We start from the raw sequence: 16,669 nt of genomic DNA on the forward strand, positions 1-16,669 counted from the left end.
CACACCGCAGGTGCGCGGGCGCGGGCCCATAAGTTGACCCCGCTGGTCTACGGGCGCCTCGCGCGCTTGCGGTGCGGGGGGGGCAGGCGCGATCCACGGGAGGACGTGCCGACCTGCCCTCGGGTTCAGGCCTCGGGTTCAGGCCTCGGGCTCAGGACTCAGGCTCAGAACTCAGGCTCAGGTCTCGGGCTCAGGTCTCGGCCGGCGCCTCGGCGGGAGCGGGACGTGCGGCGCTGTGGCATCGGCGGGCAGTGCGAGCTGACCCCTTCCACGCAAAAGGGCCCCCACAGGCTCTCGCCTGCGAAGACCCTTCGCACGGTCGGGACGACAGGATTTGAACCTGCGACCCCTTGACCCCCAGTCAAGTGCGCTACCAAGCTGCGCCACGTCCCGTTGCCCGTCTGACCTGGGATTTCCCCTGGCCGAACGTGCACGGAAACAATACCGCACTCCGGCCGGTGGTCGCGCACTCCTTTATTCGGGGCCGACGGACCGGGTATTCGAGGCCGACGGACCGGGCGCGGCCACGGCGGCGAGAAGCACCGGCCGGCGCTTGACCTGAAGTTTGGTTGAGGTTGCACGATCGTCGGTATGACGATCACGACGGAACGCGGTTCCCAGCAGTACGCGTACACCGACCTGCCCCGGCTGATGGGGCTGATGACCGGCGACGAGAAGCACGGGCCCGCCGCGACGTCCACGCTGGACGCGCTGTGGGTGCTCTACGACCGTGTGCTGCGCGTCGCTCCCGAGCGGGTGGACGAGCCGGGGCGGGACCGGTTCCTGCTGTCCAAGGGGCACGGGCCGATGGCGTACTACGCCGTTCTCGCCGCCAAGGGGTTCCTGCCGGTCGACTGGCTGCCGGACTTCGGCTCGTACGACTCGCCGCTCGGGCACCACCCCGACCGCGTCCTGGTGCCGGGCGCCGAGATCGGCAGCGGGTCGCTCGGCCACGGGCTGCCCATCGCCGTGGGCACGGCCCTGGGGCTGCGGGCCCAGGGACTAGGCGAGCCGCGCGTCTGGGTGCTGACCGGCGACGCCGAACTCGACGAGGGGAGCAATCACGAGGCGATCGCGTACGCCGGTGCCGCCGGCCTCGAACGCCTGCACACCATCGTGATCGACAACTCCTCCGCCACCCACGCCCTGACCGGCGGGATCGCCGCCCGCTTCGAGGCGGCCGGCTGGGCCACCACGACCGTCGACGGCCACGACCACGAGGCCTTGCACGCCGCCTTCACCGCGCCCCACGAGGGCCGGCCGCTCGCAGTCGTCGCCCGTGTCCGCCCGAAGGACGCCTGAGTCCGTCTCTCCTGCGCGCATCGGCCTCACACCACACAGCACTCACACCGCACAGCACTCGCCGCCCGCCGTACGTTCCGTGAAAGGACACCCCCTCCATGGACACCATGCGTGACCGTTTCGCCCCCGTCGTCTCCCGGCTGCTCGACGAGGACCCCCGGGTCGTGGTCGTCCTCGCCGAGATCGGCAAGGACGGCTTCACCGAGGCCCGGCGCAGGCATCCCGACCGGGTGATCAACGTCGGTATCCGCGAACAGCTCCTGGTCGGAGCCGGTGCGGGGCTCGCCCTGACCGGGCTGCGGCCGGTGCTGCACACGTTCGCCAGTTTTCTGGTCGAGCGGCCCTTCGAGCAGGTCAAGCTGGATCTCGGCCACCAGGACGTGGGCGCGGTCCTCGTCAGCGCCGCGGCCTCCTTCGACTGGCCCGCCGGCGGCTACACCCATATGTCGCCCGGTGACGTGGCCCTCCTGGACACGCTGGACGGCTGGACCATGCACGTCCCCGGTCATCCGGACGAGGCGGAGACGCTGCTCAGGCACGCCGTGGCCGCGGGCGACGACAAGGTGTACGTACGGCTGTCCGTGCAGTCGAACGCGCGGCGCCGCGCCGTCGACGGCGAGCGCTTCCTGACCGTCCGCGAGGGACGCGCGGGCGTGGTCGTCGCCGTCGGCCCGCTGCTCGACCCCGTGCTCGAAGCCACCGAGGGACTCGACGTCACCGTCCTGTACGCGACCACCGTCCGCCCCTTCGACGCCGTCGCCCTGCGCCGGGCCACGGAGACCGCGGGCACCGATGTCGTCCTGGTCGAGCCGTACCTGGCGGGGACCTCGACCGCCGCCGCGAACGACGCGCTCCACGATGTGCCGCACCGTGTGCTCGGCCTCGGCGTGGGCCGGCCCGAGCTGCGCCGCTACGGCAGCGTCGACGAGCACATGGCGGCCCATGGGCTGGACGCGGGATCGCTGCGGCAGCGGATCGCGGAGTTCGCGGGCGCCCCGGCGCGCGCCTGACAGCCGCTGCCACGGCGCACCGACAGCGCCGGCAGGTGGTCAGTCCGCGGCCGGAAGCCCCAACTCCGGGTGGGCGTCGATCAGTCGGGGCGGAGCCGCCTGCCGCCAGGAGTCGGCGAGGATGTCGCGCAGTTCGGCCTCGTCCTCCAGCGCCACGAGCCGGACCCGCACCCAGGCGAAGCCGGCCTCGTGGTCGGCGATCCAGAACTTCCGGGGCTCCGCCAGGGCGAGTTCGTCGCGCTCCTCCTTGGGGCAGCGCACGGCGATGGAGGTCTCGTCCTCCGGCACGGTGGCGAACATCTTGCCCGCGACCCTGAAGGTGGGCATGTTCCAGGCGACCTTCTCCGTGGTGTCCGGCAGGGAGAGGGCGATACGGCGTACGTCTTCGGCATCCAGCATGAGTCGCACCGTAACCAACGCCACCGACAACGCCCTGCGGGAGCGGACGGCCCACAGCCGACACCGACAGCCGACAGCCGACAGCGGCGCCGTACCGTGCCGCCGCCCCCTACAGGGCCGGCGGCACACCGTCGCACTCGACTCCCACCCGCTCGTAGAAGATCGCCGGTCAGTCCACGGTCGCGGCCTCCGCCAGCGCGTCGAGGACCGGCCGGATCAGCGGATGGTTCTCCGCGCCACGGCGTACGGCCGCGAAGACCCGGCGCGTGGGCGCGACCCCGTCGACGGGCCGCACGACCACGCCCGTCAGCTCCATGCCGCGCAGCGCCGAGCGTGGCACCAGGGCCACCCCCGCGTCGGCCGAGGCGAGGGCGACGACCGCGCGGAAGTCGTCCGAGGAGTGTTCGAGGCGCGGCTGGAATCCGGCGTTCTCGCAGGCCAGGACCACCACGTCATGGCAGGGGTTGCCGGGGTACGGGCCGATCCAGGGATCCTTGGCCAGTTCGGCGAGCGGGACCTCGGCCGTGTCGGCGAGGCGGTGGGTGACGGGGACTACGGCGTCGAAGGGCTCCGCGTACAGCGGGATGTGCGTGAGGCGCGGATCGTCGGCGTCGGGCGCACCCCGGTACTCGACGGCGACCGCGACGTCGACCTGCCGGTCGAGGACCATCGGCAGGCTGGCGTCCCCCTCGGCGTCCTGGACGCGGATCCGGATGCCGGGCGCGGTCGTGGCGAGCCGGGCCAGGGCGGGCGCGACGACGAGGCCGATGCCCGTGGCGAAGGAGGCGAGCGTGACCGTGCCCGCGGAGCCCGCGCTGTACGCCGCCAACTCGGCCTCGGCGCGCTCCAGTTGAGCGAGTACGGCGTGGGTGTGACCAAGCAGGATCTCGCCGGCCGGGGTGAGGCGTACACCTCGGGCGCTGCGCTCGACGAGGCGGTGGCCGGTCTCCTGTTCCAGGGCGGTCAGCTGCTGGGAGACCGCGGAGGGCGTGAGATACAGCGCGGCGGCAGCCGCCGTCACCGTGCGGTGGTCGGCCACCGCACGGAGGATGTGGAGCCGCCGCGCCTCGATCATGCGGTCGATTCTCTCAGGTCGGGCAAACCGGCCTGTCCGCGCGCCGAGCAGACCGGAATCCCCGGGCGCGAAGGCGCTCGGCGCGTTCCCGCACACCGGGGCCCGCCCCGCAGCCCCCCACACCGGGGCGCCCCGAAGCGTCCCCCGCACGCCGACGCGACCCGGATCGTCCGTCGCGTCGCGTCGCGTCGCCTCAGACCGGGGCCTCCCCCACGTCGGGCGAACCGGGTCGCCGCCCCCTGCTCAAGCCTCCAAGCTCAGACCTCCACGCTCAGGCCTCCAAGCTCAGGCCTCCAGCTCCGCGCGCGCGGACACGAAGGCGTCCACGGCCCGGTTCACGTCGTCCGTCGAGTGCGCGGCGGACAGCTGGACGCGGATGCGGGCCTGCCCCTGCGGGACCACCGGGTACGAGAAGCCGATGACGTAGACGCCGCGCTCCAGGAGCAGCTCGGCCAGGCGGCCGGCCACGGCCGCGTCGCCGATCATGACCGGCGCGATCGCATGGTCGCCGGGGAGGATGTCGAAGCCCTCCTCCGTCATCCGGGAACGGAACAGCGCGGTGTTCTCGGCGAGCCGCACGCGCAGGTCGTCCGCCGACTCCAGCAGGTCCAGAACCTTGAGGGAGGCCGCCGCGATCACCGGAGCGAGCGTGTTCGAGAAGAGGTACGGGCGCGAGCGCTGGCGCAGCAGGGCGACGATCTCGGCACGGGCGGCGACGTAACCGCCGGACGCGCCGCCGAGCGCCTTGCCGAGGGTGCCGGTGATGATGTCGACGCGGTCCATCACGCCGTGCAGCTCAGGAGTGCCGCGTCCGCCGGGGCCGACGAAGCCGACCGCGTGCGAGTCGTCGACCATGACCATCGCGTCGTAGCGGTCGGCGAGGTCGCAGATCTCCCGCAGCGGGGCCACGTAGCCGTCCATGGAGAAGACGCCGTCGGTGACGATCAGCCGGCGCCGGGCACCCGAAGCCTCCTTCAGCTGTCGCTCCAGATCGGCCATGTCGCGGTTCGCGTACCGGAAGCGGCGGGCCTTGGACAGCCGGATCCCGTCGATGATCGACGCGTGGTTGAGGGCGTCGGAGATGACCGCGTCCTCGGCGCCGAGGAGGGTTTCGAAGACGCCTCCGTTGGCGTCGAAGCAGGAGGAGTAGAGGATCGTGTCCTCCTGGCCGAGGAATGCGGACAGCCGCCGCTCCAGCTCCTTGTGCACCTCCTGCGTACCGCAGATGAAGCGCACGGAGGCCATGCCGTAGCCCCAGCGGTCGAGCGCCTCGTGGGCGGCGGCGATGACCTCGGGATGGTCGGCGAGGCCGAGGTAGTTGTTCGCGCAGAAGTTGAGGACCTCGCCGGGGCGGCCGCCCGCCGTGACACTCACGGTGGCGGACTGCGGGGTGCCGATGACGCGCTCGGGCTTGTGCAGACCGGCGGTCCGGATCTCGTCGAGGGTGGTGCGCAGATCGTCGCGTACGGAATCGAACATCATCAGTTCCTTAGAGTCCTCAGAGGGTCCAGTCGAGGATGACCTTGCCGCCGCGGCCGCTCGCCGCGTCGGCGAACGCCGCCTCGTAGTCGCGGTAGCCGTACCGGCCGGTGATCACGGGAGCGAGGTCGAGGCCGCCTTCGAGGAGGACGGACATCGCGTACCAGGTCTCGAACATCTCGCGGCCGTAGATGCCCTTGATCGTGATCATGGAGGTGACGATCCGGGCCCAGTCGACGGGGAACTCCTGGGACGGCAGACCGAGCATGGCGATGCGGCCGCCGTGCGTCATGTTGGCGATCATGTCGCGCATGGCCTCGGGGCGGCCGGACATCTCCAGACCGATGTCGAAGCCCTCGCGCAGGCCGAGCGCGCGCTGGCCGTCGGCGATGGTCGTGTCGGCGACGTTCAGGGCGAGGCTCACGCCGATCTTGCGGGCGAGTTCCAGGCGCTCCTCGCTGACGTCGGTGATCATGACGTTGCGGGCGCCGGCGTGACGGGCCACGGCGGCCGCCATCAGGCCGATCGGGCCCGCCCCGGTGATGAGCACGTCCTCGCCGACCAGCGGGAAGGACAGGGCCGTGTGCACGGCGTTGCCGAACGGGTCGAAGATCGCGGCCACGTCGAGGTCGACGGGAACGCGGTGCACCCAGACGTTGGCCGCGGGCAGGGCCACGTACTCGGCGAACGCCCCGTCCCGGCCGACGCCGAGCCCGACCGTCGCACGGCACAGATGACGGCGTCCGGCCTGGCAGTTGCGGCACTTGCCGCAGACCAGGTGGCCCTCGCCGCTGACCCGGTCACCGGCCTTGATGTCGACGACGTCGCGGCCGGTCTCGACGACCTCACCGACGAACTCGTGACCGAGCACGAGCGGGGTACGGACGGCTTGCTGCGCCCAGCCGTCCCAGGACCGGATGTGCAGGTCGGTGCCGCAGATCCCGGTCCTGAGGACCTTGATCAGTACGTCGCCGGGCCCGATCTCGGGCTCCGGGACGTCCATGAGCCAGAGCCCGGGCTCCGCCTTCTCCTTGACCAGCGCCTTCAAGCTGTGGCTCCTGTGGTGAGGTCCCGGAGCAGGGCATGCCGAAGAAGCCCGTGCCGGGGAGGGGTGAATCCAAGAGGTTGAATCCAAGGGGTGGAAATCCCTCAGAAATCTGCCGTACGGCACCGCCCCGGGTCCATCGAGGTTTTCTTAAGCGCCGCCACAGCTTTCCTTCACACCTCAGCCGTTTCCTTCCGGCCACGGCTGTCCGGCCCGCCTCGGCGTGCCCGGGCGGCTGACCCCCGGCCGCCCTCAGATCCCGCCGCTCTCCCGCCGTCCGATCTGCTCGACCAGCTCCGCCGCCAGCGCCTTGATGGTCTCCAGGCCGGCTCTCCCCCACGGGCGCGGCTCGATGTCGACGACGCAGATCGTGCCGAGGGCGATACCCGTGCGGTCGATGAGCGGGGCGCCGAGGTAAGAGCGGATGCCGATCTCGTCGACGACCGGGTTCCCGGCGAAGCGGGGGTAGTCGCAGACGTCCTCCAGGACGAGAGCCTTGCGCCGGACCACGACATGGGGGCAGAAGCCGTAGTCGCGGGCCATGTAGCGGCGCACGTCGGGTGGTTCCGCGCCGTCCGCGGCGGGCCGACCGCCCGACCCCGTGCCGTCGGGTGCGTGCAGGCCCGCGAAGAACTGCCGGTTCTCGTCGATGAAGTTGACCATCGCGTACGGCACCGCCGCGACCTCCGCGAGCCGGTCCGCGAAGGCGTCGAAGACGGGCTCCGGGCGTTCGCCGAGCCCGAGGCGGCGCAGCCGTCGTACGCGCTCGGGGGCGTCCTTGTCCTCGGGCGTCAGCAGCAGCCGGCCGATCGGACGCGGTGGGTCGTAGCTCATCCGCGGGCTCCGCGGCCGACGACGCGGCTCATGTGTGGGCTCCGTGGCTCGGGGCGGTCGCCGGGGCGTGGGCGAGGAGATGCCGTACGAGCGTGAGCAGGGTCTGTACGCCCGAGCTGGAGATCCGGGCGTCGCAGCGCACGACGGGAATGTGCGGGTCCAGGTCGATGGCCGCGCGTACCTCCGCGGGGTCGTACCGGTAGCCGCCGTCGAAGTCGTTGATCGCCACGATGAAGGCAAGACCACGCTGCTCGAAGAAGTCGACGGCGGCGAAACAGTCCTCCAGTCGACGGGTGTCGGCGAGGATCACCGCGCCGAGCGCACCCTCGGAGAGTTCGTCCCACATGAACCAGAACCGCTGCTGTCCGGGCGTGCCGAACAGGTAGAGCACGTGTTCGGGGTCGAGGGTGATGCGGCCGAAGTCCATCGCCACGGTCGTCTCGACCTTGTTCTCGATCCCGTCGAGATTGTCGGTCGCGGCGCCGACCGTGGTGAGCAGCTCCTCCGTGCTGAGCGGCGCGATCTCGCTCACCGCGCCGACGAAGGTCGTCTTGCCGACTCCGAACCCTCCGGCCACCAGGATTTTCAACGCGGTGGGGAAGGGATCAGAGCTGTCGTCGTAGTCCATCGAGCACTGCCTCCAGAAGAGACCGGTCAGTGGGGTTGTGGTAGAACTCCGGGGGTTTCGTGGTGAGCGCCCCGCAGTCGACGAGGTCGGACAGCAGCACCTTGGTGACCGCCGCCGGCAGCTTCAGATGGGCGGCCACCTCGGCGACCGAGACGGGCGCCCGGCACAGTTCGAGTGCCTGGGTGTGCTCGGGGCCGAGGTAGCCGAGGGGGGTGACCCCGGTGGCCATCACCTGCGACAGGAGATCGAGCGCCGTGGTCGGCCGTGTCCTGCCGTTGCTGACCGTGTACGGGCGCACGAGGCGTCCGGCCGCGTCATCGAGCCAGGGCCCATCACCGGCCGCGGCCGCGTTCAAGGCCGCATCGCCGGGGGCTGCGCGGCGGCCTGCCGGGGCGCCGTCATCAGATACGGCCGCACGCTCTTGACCAGCATCGCCATCTCGTAGCCGAGGACCGCCGCGTCGGCCTCGCGGCCCGCGAGCACGGCGAGACAGGTGCCGGAACCCGCGGTGGACACGAACAGCAGGGTCGAGTCGAGTTCGACGACGACCTGCCGTACGTCTCCGCCGTCCCCGAAGCGGATGCCCGCGCTGCGGCCGAGGGAGTAGAGGCCGGAGGCCAGGGCTGCCATGTGGTCGGCGCTGTCCGGGTCGAGGCCGTGGACCGACTTCACGAGGCCGTCGCAGGAGAGGAGAACCGCGCTCGTGGTGTGCGGTACGCGCTGCACGAGGCCGCTCATCAGCCAGTCGAGATCGGATACATGGCCGGTCGGGGCATCGCTCGCCATGATGGATCGACTCCTTGAGGTACGAGGGTCCGCGGGAGCGGAGGGGGTGGGGGGTGGGGTGTTCATCCGGCGGGTGCGCTCCCGTCGTGCCGGGGGGTGAGGTCATGTCCGGGCGCGGGCGCGTGACCCGCGTGCGCCTCGGCTATGTGTGCCGGATCCATGGGAGGGACGGGTTCCATGGGCGTGTTGATGTGGGGCACGCCGATGCCCGTCGGCTCCGGAGTCGCGTACGGCTCGGGGGCGGTGTACGACTCGGGGGCCGGGTACGGCTCATGGGCCCTGTACGGCTCGGGGGCCGCGTCCGGCGCCGACGGGACCGTCTCCAACTGCTGCTGCGCCTCGGCGAGTCCGATGCCGCGTTGGAACGCCGCCATCAGGCCGGGGTCGTGTCCGATGTACCGGCCGGCGTCCTGGCGGGGCAACGGCGGGGGGCCGTCGCGGAGTTGGGGCGCGATGTGCTCCTGGGCCCGGCGGCGGATTCTGCGGGGTCTGGAGGGTCCCCGGGGCCTGCGGAGTCCGTGACTGCGTCTGCTGTCCGCCTCCGGTCACCGCCTGCGCGGCCGCCCCGCCGTTCATGCCCTGGGGCAGCGTCCGCGGTGCTTCACCGGGTCCGCCGGGCACCGCGCCCAGCAGTTCCTGCGGTACGACGAGCACCGCCTGGACGCCGCCGTAGATGTTGCTCTGCAGCCGCACGTGGATGCCGTGCCGGCGCGCGAGCTGCGAGACCACGAACAGGCCGATGCGGCCGTCCTGGAGCAGGCTGGCGACGTTCACCTGGTCGGGGTCGGTGAGCAGGGTGTTCATCTTGTTCTGTTCGCTGAGCGGCATGCCGAGGCCGCGGTCCTCGACCTCGACGGCGAGCCCCGAGGTGACGAGGTTGACGCGCAGCAGCACCTGGGTGTGCGGGGCCGAGAACACCGTGGCGTTCTCGACGAGTTCGGCCAGCAGATGGATGACGTCGGCGACGGCGTGCCCGCGCAGAGTGCCGTCGATCGGCGGCACCAGCTTGACCCGCGAGTACTGCTCGACCTCGGCGATCGCGGAGCGCAGCACCTCCGTCATGGAGACGGGCTTGCTCCACTGCCGGCGCGAGACGGCGCCGCCGAGCACGGCGAGGTTCTCGGCGTGGCGCCGGATGCGGGTGGCGAGGTGGTCGACGTGGAAGAGGCCCTTGAGCAGGTCCGGGTCCTCGATCTCGTTCTCCAGCTCGTCGAGGATCGAGATCTCGCGGTGCACGAGCGACTGGAGGCGCCGGGCGAGATTGACGAAGACCTCGACCTTCTGTTCGCTGCCCGCCTGGCTGGAGAGCTGCGCGGCCTGCACGACGGCGGTGACGGCGCCGTCGTGGGCGCGCGCCAGCTCGGCCGCGACCAGCTCGAACTCGTCGGCGTCCGCCGCGGGCGCCGCACGGGGGGCGCGGACGGGCGGCGCCTCGCCACGGCGCAGCGTCTCGACGAGCGCGCGCAGCTCGGCCTCGCCGCGGGCGCCGTCGGCGCGCAGGGCGCCGAGGCGGTCGCGTACGGACCTGGCGGCGCGGTCGGCGGCCACGGCGGCGATCACGATGCCCGCGAGGGCCACGCCGAAGGCTCCGGCGAGCACGGCCCACAGGGTGAGATCGGGCCGGGCGCCGGTGGAGCGGACGGTGAAGAGCACGGCGGCGCAGCCACTGAGGGCCACCGCGATGGGCGGCAGTACCGCCAGGCGCAGCAACTGGGGCCGTATGTGGGTCTCGGGCAGCGAGGGGACGGTGCGGGCGACCGGCCGTCCGTGCCGCCCGCCCTCACGGCGGTCTGCGCGTGCGGCCGGTGCGCGGAGGTGAGACATCGGAGTCCTCGTACTGGGTGCGTCGGGAGCGTGGGCTCCCGCGGATCAGCGCGACTCGGGCATGCGCCATCGCGGCGTCGGTCGAGAGAGCCGAAAAAAACGGCCCTGCGTCGCCCGACGGCAACTGACAGTAGTCGGCAACGCATCATGTGCGGTGGGCAGTTGACAAAGTCCCATGGCAAGCGTCCCGCTCTGGTATGAGGCGTCGCACAGCAGACCGATAACCCCGCCCGACCCACGTTCCCCTGACGTACCAAAACGATCAGAGCTGATCAGAAGCGGTCTTGAGCAGACGGCGAGGGCCGAGGAGCACTGTGCTCCTCGGCCCTCGCCGTCGATCGGATTTCCAGCCCGCGGAGCCGGTGACTCAGCCCGCGGCGACGGTCTCCGGCTCTCCGGTGCCCTCCACGGCGCCCTCGGGGATGTCACGCGGCGTATCGCCCGGGATCGGCCCGACGGCGGGCCACCCGCCCTGCGGGGTAACGGCCACACCGCGCCACCAGGGCTCGGACGGCACGGTCTCGGCCGTGGGTTCGAAGGGCTCGCCGGGGCGGGGCAGGGCGATGCGCGCGCCGGCCGCGCGGGCGGCGGTGATCGTCCCCTCGCCGGGCTCGACCCACGGGTGCGGCGCCAGGTTGAACGTCGCCCAGTGGATCGGCAGCATCACTCCGCCGGGCCGGCCGCCCTGAAGGTCGAGGTGGGCGCGCATGCCCTCCTCGGGGGTCATATGAATGTCGGGCCAGAACTCACTGAACGCGCCGATCTGGATCATCGTGGCGTCGAACGGGCCGTGTTCGGCACCGATGTCCTTGAAGCCTCCGAAGTAACCCGTGTCACCGCTGTGGTAGATCCGGTGGGTGTCGCCCGCGACGGCCCAGGAGGCCCAGAGGGTGTGCTGGACGTTGCGCAGGCCGCGGCCGCAGAAGTGACGGGCGGGGGTGGCGGTCAGGGAGATGCCGCCCACCTTCGTCGACTCGTTCCAGTCCAGCTCGCGCAGCCGGTCCGGGGAGACGCCCCAGTGCTCCAGGTGGGCGCCGACGCCGAGCGGCACCGCGAAGACCGTGTCCGTACCGGCCAGGGCCTTGATCGTGGGCAGGTCCAGGTGGTCGTAGTGGTCGTGGGAGATGACGACGACGTCGACCGGGCCGAGGGCGGCCAGCGGCAGCGGCACGGGGTGCAGCCGCTTGGGCCCGACGAAGTCGAACGGGGAACAGCGCTCGCCCCAGACCGGGTCGAAGAGCACCCGGTGGCCGTCGATCTCGGCGAGCACGCTGGAGTGCCCCATCCAGGTCAGCCGCAGTCCGCTCGCCGGAGGCCTGGCGAGGTCGGCGAAGGTCGTGGGGTGCACCGGGACCGTGCCGGCCGGGGAGCGGCGGGTGCGCTCCTCCTTGCGGAGGAACACCTTCGCCAGCTCCAGCGTGGAGCCGCCGGCGGGGCGGGTGCGGGTGCCCTCCGGGTTCACGAAGGAGCCGTCCACGAAATTGGGTGATCTGCGGATGCGCTCCAGGCGCTCACCGCTCGGATCCGCGCCGAAGGCGGCGGGCCGCACTGCGCGGAGCCCGGAGCTCGGGAGACGGAAACCGGTCACGGCACCTCCATGTGGAGTCGGTCAGGCCTTCCATTATGGTCGGCCCCTCTGACAGCGCCGGGTCGAGCGTGTCACAGCGCGATGTCCCGGCACACAGCGCGTCGTTCGGGCCTGGATGTCACATCCGCCACGCCCCGTCCGTCGTACCAACGAGGGCACCCGCTCAGGAGTGCCCCGGACGACGTACTGGAGGTGGCCCCCGTGGCCCGTGTCTCCCTAACCCCGCGGCGCACGTTCTTCTTCCGCATCGTGGAGTGGTATTCGAAGCGGACGTACGGCAAGGTCCTCGATCCCGGCAAGGCACTCGCCCACCATCCGCGCGTGCTGTGGGCGGACCTGCGCTTCGAGCAGTCGGTGGCCAAGTGGAACCGGCTCGACCCGGATCTGAAGGCGCTCGCCGAGATGACGGCGGCCGCGACGATCGGCTGCGCCTGGTGCATGGACTTCGGCTACTGGGTGAGCAGGGAGCGCGGGATGGCCCGGGAGAAGCTGCTCGACGTACCGTCGTGGCGCGACAGTGCGGCGTACACCCCCCTGGAGCGGGACGTCATGGAGTACGCCGAGGCGATGACCCTCACCCCGCCCGCCGTGGAGGACGACCTCGCCGCCCGCCTCGTCGACCGGCTCGGCGAGCCGGCCTTCGTCGAACTGACGGCGATGGTGGCGGTGGAGAACCTGCGTTCGCGCATCAATTCGGCGCTGGGGCTGACAAGCCAGGGCTTCAAGGACTCCTGCGACGTGCCGAGCGCCGAGGAGCGGACGGCGTCCCCCCGGGCCGTGCGGCAAGATTGACAGACTCCGACACCTCTTCGGATACTGACTGACAGTTCAGTAGCGGCCCTGCCCGTCCCCGGCCTGCCGACCGCCCTGGACGGCGCGCGCGTGCGGGCCGGGTGAGGTCGTCGACGCCCCCGCCGAGGCGCTCGCCGCTCCCCGGCCCGACGCCGATCCCCTCCCCGAGGAGCCCCGATGACCGCCCCCTTGATGACGCTCGCGTGGACCGACCACGTCACCGGACGGCAGGGGTACCTCGTCGTGGACCGCCTCGTGCGGGGAGTCTCCAGCGGCGGACTGCGGATGCGCCCGGGCTGCACCCTGGACGAGGTCGCCGGGCTCGCCCGCGGCATGACCATGAAGGAGGCCCTGCATTACAACCCCGAGGGCCGCTACATCCCCCTGGGCGGCGCCAAGGGCGGTATCGACTGCGATCCGCGCTCGCCGGAGGCGTACGGCCTGCTCGTGCGCTATCTGCGCGCCATGCGGCCGTACATCGAGAGCTGCTGGACCACCGGCGAGGACCTCGGCCTCACCCAGGACCTCGTCGACCGGGCCGCGGCCGAGGCGGGGCTCGTCTCGTCCATTCAGGCCGTGTATCCCCTGCTCGACGACGAGGCCACGGCGCGCAAGCGGCTCGCGGACGCCTTCGCGGTCGAGGTGGACGGGATCGGGCTCGACGAGCTGGTCGGCGGGTGCGGGGTCGCCGAGTCCCTGCTGGCCGCCCTGGACCGGGCCGCCGTGCCGTACGCGGGTACGCGGGTCGCCGTGCAGGGACTGGGCACCATGGGCGGGGCGACCGCGCGGTTCCTCGCGCGCGCGGGGCTCACGATCGTCGCCGTCGCCGACGTCAAGGGCACGATCGCGAACCCCGAGGGCCTCGACGTCGAGGCGCTGCTCGCGGCCCGCGACGCGTACGGGACGGTCGACCGCTCCGCGCTGCGCCCCGGCGACCGGGAGCTGCCGGGCGAGGCCTGGCTGTCCGTCGAAGCCGAGGTGCTGGTGCCGGCGGCCGTGTCGTACGTCGTCGACACCACGAACCAGCGGCGGATCGGCGCCCGGTGGATCGTCGAGGCGGCCAACATGCCCGTACTGCCCGAAGCGGAGGCACTGCTCACCGAACGCGGGATCACCGTACTGCCCGACGTCGTCGTCAACTCCGGGACGAACGCATGGTGGTGGTGGACCCTGTTCGGCGACATCGACGCCGACGCGGACGAGGCGTTCGCCCGCACGCGCCGTTCCATGCGCGCGCTGACCGACCTGATGCTGGCCCGCGCGGAGGCCGACGGAACGACACCGCGCGCCGCCGCGCACGCGATCGTCGCCGACCGGCTGCCGGTGATCGCGGAACGGTTCGGGTGGTACCGCTGACGACCGTCGCCGACGCCCCGTCACGGGGCACGGCCCGACTGCCGGCCCGCAGGCGCCTGTCACGGTGGGCGGCCATGGCCGCTGTGTAGGGTTGCCGCGTGGCGAGAGTGCGGTTGAGCGTGGCGGAGCGGCGCGAGGAACTACTGCGGGCGGCGATCGAGCAGATCGAGGCGCGGGGCGTGGCGGCGGTACGGATCGCCGATGTCGCGGCGGCGCTCGGGGTGAGCAACGCGCTGGTGCTGTACCACTTCTCGACCAAGGAGAAGCTGGTCGCCGAGGCCTTCGCCCATGCCGCCGAGGACGATCTCGCCCATCTGCGCAAGCTGCTCGGCCGCCGGACGTCGGCGCTGCGCCGGCTGCGGACCGCGGTGCGCTGGTACGCGCCGACCGGGCAGGCCAAGGGCTGGCGGCTGTGGATCGAGGGCTGGGCCGTGGCGCTGCGTGAGCCCGCGCTGCGGGAGGTCACCCAGGATCTCGACCGGCAGTGGAAGGCCGCGATCACGGAGGTCATCGCGGAGGGCGTGGCCGGGGGCGAGTTCCGCTGTCCGGACCCCACCGGCGCCGCGCTGCGGCTGACCGCGCTGCTGGACGGGCTCGCCGTACAGATGACGGCGTACTCGGGCGCGGTGTCCCGGGCGCGCACGCAGGAGTGGGTGGACGACGCGCTCGCGCGTGAACTGGGCCTGGAGCGCGCGGCGTTGACGGCGGCGACACGCTGAGCGGCCCTCAACGCAGGCACGGGCACGGCCCGGGCCGTTCGGCCCGGGCCGTGCCCGGCGCACACCGCGTGCGAGCCGTCAGACGGCCGCCGCGATCCGCATCTTGATGTCGTCCGGCGACAGGCTCCCCTTCGCCGCGACATGGTCGCCGGAGGACTCCCCGCGCAGCCTGCGCCCGATCCACGGCACCAGGTACTCGCGTGCCCAGTGGATGTCGTCGCGCCGCACCTCGAACGTGCCGCGGGGCGGCAGCGGCGGCCAGGGCTGGTCCGGATCGGCCGGGATGTCGAGGCCGAGCACCTGACCTGCCCGCAGCGCGACCCGGGTGTGCCCCTCGGGCGACAGATGCAGCCGGTCGTTGTCCCAGGCCCGCCGGTCCTGGATGGTCTTGAGGGACCACAGGTCGAGGACCGGGCAGCCGTACCGGTCGGCGATGGCACGTACGTGCCCGTTGTACGTGGCGATCTTGCCGCGCAGATGCTTCAGCACGGGCATGGTTCGGGTGTCGAAGCCGGTGGTCACCAGGACGGTGCCCACGGCGGCGGTGAGGTCGGCGACGGCGCGCTCGAAGCGCTCGGCGACCTCGTCGGGGTCGGTGCCGGGCCGGATGATGTCGTTGCCGCCCGCGCAGAAGGAGACCATGTCCGGCGCGAGCTCCTTGGCCCGCTGGAGCTGGTCCTCGACGATCTGGTCGAGCAGTTTGCCGCGTACGGCGAGATTGGTGTAGTTGAATTCGCCCTCGGGCCGCCGGTCCGCGAGAAGTACCGCGAACCGGTCGGCCCAACCGACGAAGGCCCCGTCAGGACCGGGGTCGCCGACGCCCTCGGTGAAGCTGTCCCCCACCGCCACGTACGACCCGATCACTGATCTGTTGTCACTCTTCGAATCGTCTGCCACATCGGCCCATGATTCACCTACCGCTGTGAGCTACGCGACCGTAAGAAGGGGTTGACGTGTGGTGAGATAAGCCACTCATAAAGTATGGGTCAACGGCGGAATAACAGCCTCTCAGGCGTGGTTGTACAGCCGCCACACCCGGAAGCCCGTGATCCGGAAGTGGCTCCATGTGGTCCGGAACGCGAAGTGCCCGCTCGTGTACGGCTCCGGGTCGCTGTGGTCGAAGACCGGCCGCCCGTTGTTCCACCACTGGACGGTGGAGCCGTCCGAGACGATCCGGACGCGGTTCGGCTCGTTCGCCGTGAGCAGCGGTTGCGTGTAGTCGTACAGCAGCGGCCGGACGCCCGCCTCGCCGACGTAACGGCGCAGCCGCGTGGTGGTGTTCGCGTTGGCGCCGTACCCGACGTAGTACGTCTTGAGGTGGTCGTACTCCGCGAGCGCGCCGCCCCGCGGGGTGGCGAAGAGGTCGTCCGGGGAGCGTACGTCGACGGCGTTCCAGAAGTTGTTGAGGTCGGAGACCCGGTCGTTGGCGCCCCCCGCATCGACGGGTGTGGCCGTGTACTCGATGACGTACGGGCCTTCCAGCCGCTTCCTGAACCAGACCGTGGCACCGCTCGGCACGTCGATCTCCAGGACGCCGCGGGCCGCGGTGACCGTGCCGCCGTCCTGGAGTTCGGTGGCCCACCGGCCGAGTCCGTGCCGGAAGTCGTCGTGGGCGATCAGCCGGCCCCCGCGGTGGTGCGGCGAGGCGCTCGCGGCCGTGGCGGGGGCGAGCGCGGCCAGCGCGGCACCGGTGGCCAGGGCTCCGAAGGCTCTACGTGTGGTGGTCATGGGAAGCGGCTCCTTCAGTGGTGGTGAGGGCGGGCTTCGGCACTCGCCGTGCACTTCTCCGCCTTCGGCGCCGCCGGCACATCCCACGTGGTGTCGGCGAGGGC

The 16,669-nt window shown here is 71.8% G+C and carries 17 protein-coding genes and 1 tRNA gene; 5 read left to right on the forward strand and 13 right to left on the reverse strand.

Annotated features, from left to right (window positions below; translation table 11 throughout):
- Positions 1-319: 319 nt before the first annotated feature.
- Positions 320-393: transfer RNA gene (locus SAVERM_RS08600), tRNA-Pro, on the reverse strand.
- Positions 394-591: 198 nt separating this feature from the next.
- Between SAVERM_RS08600 and SAVERM_RS08605 the strand changes: the two genes are divergently transcribed.
- Together SAVERM_RS08605 and SAVERM_RS08610 are read left to right on the forward strand one after the other, a co-directional pair.
- Entirely contained in the window at positions 592-1,302 is a 711-nt protein-coding gene (locus SAVERM_RS08605; protein WP_010983062.1) for a thiamine pyrophosphate-dependent enzyme, read from the forward strand.
- A gap of 98 nt (positions 1,303-1,400) precedes the next feature.
- The gene (locus SAVERM_RS08610; protein ID WP_010983063.1) at positions 1,401-2,312 is read left to right on the forward strand and encodes a transketolase family protein; all 912 of its coding nucleotides are present in this window, start codon (positions 1,401-1,403) and stop codon (positions 2,310-2,312) included.
- A gap of 39 nt (positions 2,313-2,351) precedes the next feature.
- On the opposite strand, the gene SAVERM_RS08615 is transcribed toward SAVERM_RS08610, so the two are convergent.
- From SAVERM_RS08615 to SAVERM_RS08660, 10 genes are all read right to left on the reverse strand, one after another.
- Positions 2,352-2,711, reverse strand: coding sequence for an MmcQ/YjbR family DNA-binding protein (locus SAVERM_RS08615; protein WP_037645896.1), 360 nt, complete (start codon positions 2,709-2,711; stop codon positions 2,352-2,354).
- A gap of 169 nt (positions 2,712-2,880) precedes the next feature.
- Entirely contained in the window at positions 2,881-3,786 is a 906-nt protein-coding gene (locus SAVERM_RS08620; protein WP_010983065.1) for a LysR family transcriptional regulator, read from the reverse strand.
- A gap of 285 nt (positions 3,787-4,071) precedes the next feature.
- Positions 4,072-5,265, reverse strand: coding sequence for a glycine C-acetyltransferase (locus SAVERM_RS08625; RefSeq protein ID WP_037646184.1), 1,194 nt, complete (start codon positions 5,263-5,265; stop codon positions 4,072-4,074).
- Positions 5,266-5,284: 19 nt separating this feature from the next.
- Positions 5,285-6,313, reverse strand: coding sequence for an L-threonine 3-dehydrogenase (gene tdh / locus SAVERM_RS08630; RefSeq protein WP_010983067.1), 1,029 nt, complete (start codon positions 6,311-6,313; stop codon positions 5,285-5,287).
- Between the two features lie 249 nt (positions 6,314-6,562).
- The gene (locus tag SAVERM_RS08635) at positions 6,563-7,144 is read right to left on the reverse strand and encodes a GAF domain-containing protein (protein ID WP_010983068.1); all 582 of its coding nucleotides are present in this window, start codon (positions 7,142-7,144) and stop codon (positions 6,563-6,565) included.
- A gap of 28 nt (positions 7,145-7,172) precedes the next feature.
- Positions 7,173-7,772 carry a GTP-binding protein gene (locus tag SAVERM_RS08640; RefSeq protein WP_037645895.1) on the reverse strand — a complete coding sequence of 200 codons (600 nt, stop codon included), beginning with the start codon at positions 7,770-7,772 and terminating at the stop codon, positions 7,173-7,175.
- A complete protein-coding gene (locus SAVERM_RS08645; protein WP_037645894.1) occupies positions 7,750-8,127 on the reverse strand; it encodes a DUF742 domain-containing protein in 378 nt (125 codons plus the stop codon). The genes SAVERM_RS08640 and SAVERM_RS08645 overlap by 23 nt, the downstream gene beginning before the upstream one ends.
- Complete coding sequence (locus SAVERM_RS08650; protein ID WP_010983071.1) at positions 8,124-8,558, reverse strand: roadblock/LC7 domain-containing protein; 435 nt, start codon at positions 8,556-8,558, stop codon at positions 8,124-8,126. The genes SAVERM_RS08645 and SAVERM_RS08650 overlap by 4 nt, the downstream gene beginning before the upstream one ends.
- Positions 8,559-8,828: 270 nt before the next feature.
- Positions 8,829-10,382, reverse strand: coding sequence for a sensor histidine kinase (locus SAVERM_RS08655; RefSeq protein ID WP_010983072.1), 1,554 nt, complete (start codon positions 10,380-10,382; stop codon positions 8,829-8,831).
- Between the two features lie 367 nt (positions 10,383-10,749).
- A complete protein-coding gene (locus SAVERM_RS08660; RefSeq protein WP_010983073.1) occupies positions 10,750-11,970 on the reverse strand; it encodes an MBL fold metallo-hydrolase in 1,221 nt (406 codons plus the stop codon).
- Positions 11,971-12,171: 201 nt separating this feature from the next.
- Here SAVERM_RS08660 and SAVERM_RS08665 point away from each other — a divergent pair, with 201 nt between their 5' ends.
- The 3 genes from SAVERM_RS08665 to SAVERM_RS08675 all read left to right on the forward strand — a co-directional run bounded on the left by SAVERM_RS08665 (position 12,172) and on the right by SAVERM_RS08675 (position 14,837).
- Positions 12,172-12,762, forward strand: coding sequence for a carboxymuconolactone decarboxylase family protein (locus tag SAVERM_RS08665; protein WP_037645892.1), 591 nt, complete (start codon positions 12,172-12,174; stop codon positions 12,760-12,762).
- A gap of 177 nt (positions 12,763-12,939) precedes the next feature.
- Positions 12,940-14,118 carry a glutamate dehydrogenase gene (locus SAVERM_RS08670; protein WP_010983075.1) on the forward strand — a complete coding sequence of 393 codons (1,179 nt, stop codon included), beginning with the start codon at positions 12,940-12,942 and terminating at the stop codon, positions 14,116-14,118.
- Between the two features lie 98 nt (positions 14,119-14,216).
- On the forward strand, positions 14,217-14,837 hold the full coding sequence (locus SAVERM_RS08675) for a TetR/AcrR family transcriptional regulator (RefSeq protein ID WP_010983076.1): 621 nt from the start codon (positions 14,217-14,219) through the stop codon (positions 14,835-14,837).
- A gap of 78 nt (positions 14,838-14,915) precedes the next feature.
- On the opposite strand, the gene SAVERM_RS08680 is transcribed toward SAVERM_RS08675, so the two are convergent.
- Together SAVERM_RS08680 and SAVERM_RS08685 are read right to left on the reverse strand one after the other, a co-directional pair.
- Positions 14,916-15,701 (reverse strand): SGNH/GDSL hydrolase family protein, encoded by a 786-nt coding sequence (locus SAVERM_RS08680; protein WP_010983077.1) that lies wholly within the window; start codon positions 15,699-15,701, stop codon positions 14,916-14,918.
- 144 nt (positions 15,702-15,845) lie between these two features.
- Positions 15,846-16,565, reverse strand: coding sequence for a DUF6250 domain-containing protein (locus SAVERM_RS08685; RefSeq protein ID WP_010983078.1), 720 nt, complete (start codon positions 16,563-16,565; stop codon positions 15,846-15,848).
- Between the last annotated feature and the right edge of the window lie 104 nt (positions 16,566-16,669).

Source organism: Streptomyces avermitilis MA-4680 = NBRC 14893 (genome assembly GCF_000009765.2).
Classification (GTDB): Bacteria; Actinomycetota; Actinomycetes; order Streptomycetales; family Streptomycetaceae; genus Streptomyces; species Streptomyces avermitilis.

What these genes read in the sequence shown, in the direction of transcription:
- SAVERM_RS08640 (WP_037645895.1), bottom strand. Translation starts at nt 7,772, where the DNA reads ATGGACTACGACGACAGCTCTGATCCCTTCCCCACCGCGTTGAAAATC.
- SAVERM_RS08685 (WP_010983078.1), bottom strand. Translation starts at nt 16,565, where the DNA reads ATGACCACCACACGTAGAGCCTTCGGAGCCCTGGCCACCGGTGCCGCG.
- SAVERM_RS08615 (WP_037645896.1), bottom strand. Translation starts at nt 2,711, where the DNA reads ATGCTGGATGCCGAAGACGTACGCCGTATCGCCCTCTCCCTGCCGGAC.
- SAVERM_RS08635 (WP_010983068.1), bottom strand. Translation starts at nt 7,144, where the DNA reads ATGAGCTACGACCCACCGCGTCCGATCGGCCGGCTGCTGCTGACGCCC.
- SAVERM_RS08620 (WP_010983065.1), bottom strand. Translation starts at nt 3,786, where the DNA reads ATGATCGAGGCGCGGCGGCTCCACATCCTCCGTGCGGTGGCCGACCAC.
- SAVERM_RS08650 (WP_010983071.1), bottom strand. Translation starts at nt 8,558, where the DNA reads ATGGCGAGCGATGCCCCGACCGGCCATGTATCCGATCTCGACTGGCTG.
- SAVERM_RS08655 (WP_010983072.1), bottom strand. Translation starts at nt 10,382, where the DNA reads ATGTCTCACCTCCGCGCACCGGCCGCACGCGCAGACCGCCGTGAGGGC.
- SAVERM_RS08670 (WP_010983075.1), top strand. Translation starts at nt 12,940, where the DNA reads ATGACCGCCCCCTTGATGACGCTCGCGTGGACCGACCACGTCACCGGA.
- SAVERM_RS08605 (WP_010983062.1), top strand. Translation starts at nt 592, where the DNA reads ATGACGATCACGACGGAACGCGGTTCCCAGCAGTACGCGTACACCGAC.
- SAVERM_RS08610 (WP_010983063.1), top strand. Translation starts at nt 1,401, where the DNA reads ATGGACACCATGCGTGACCGTTTCGCCCCCGTCGTCTCCCGGCTGCTC.
- SAVERM_RS08625 (WP_037646184.1), bottom strand. Translation starts at nt 5,265, where the DNA reads ATGTTCGATTCCGTACGCGACGATCTGCGCACCACCCTCGACGAGATC.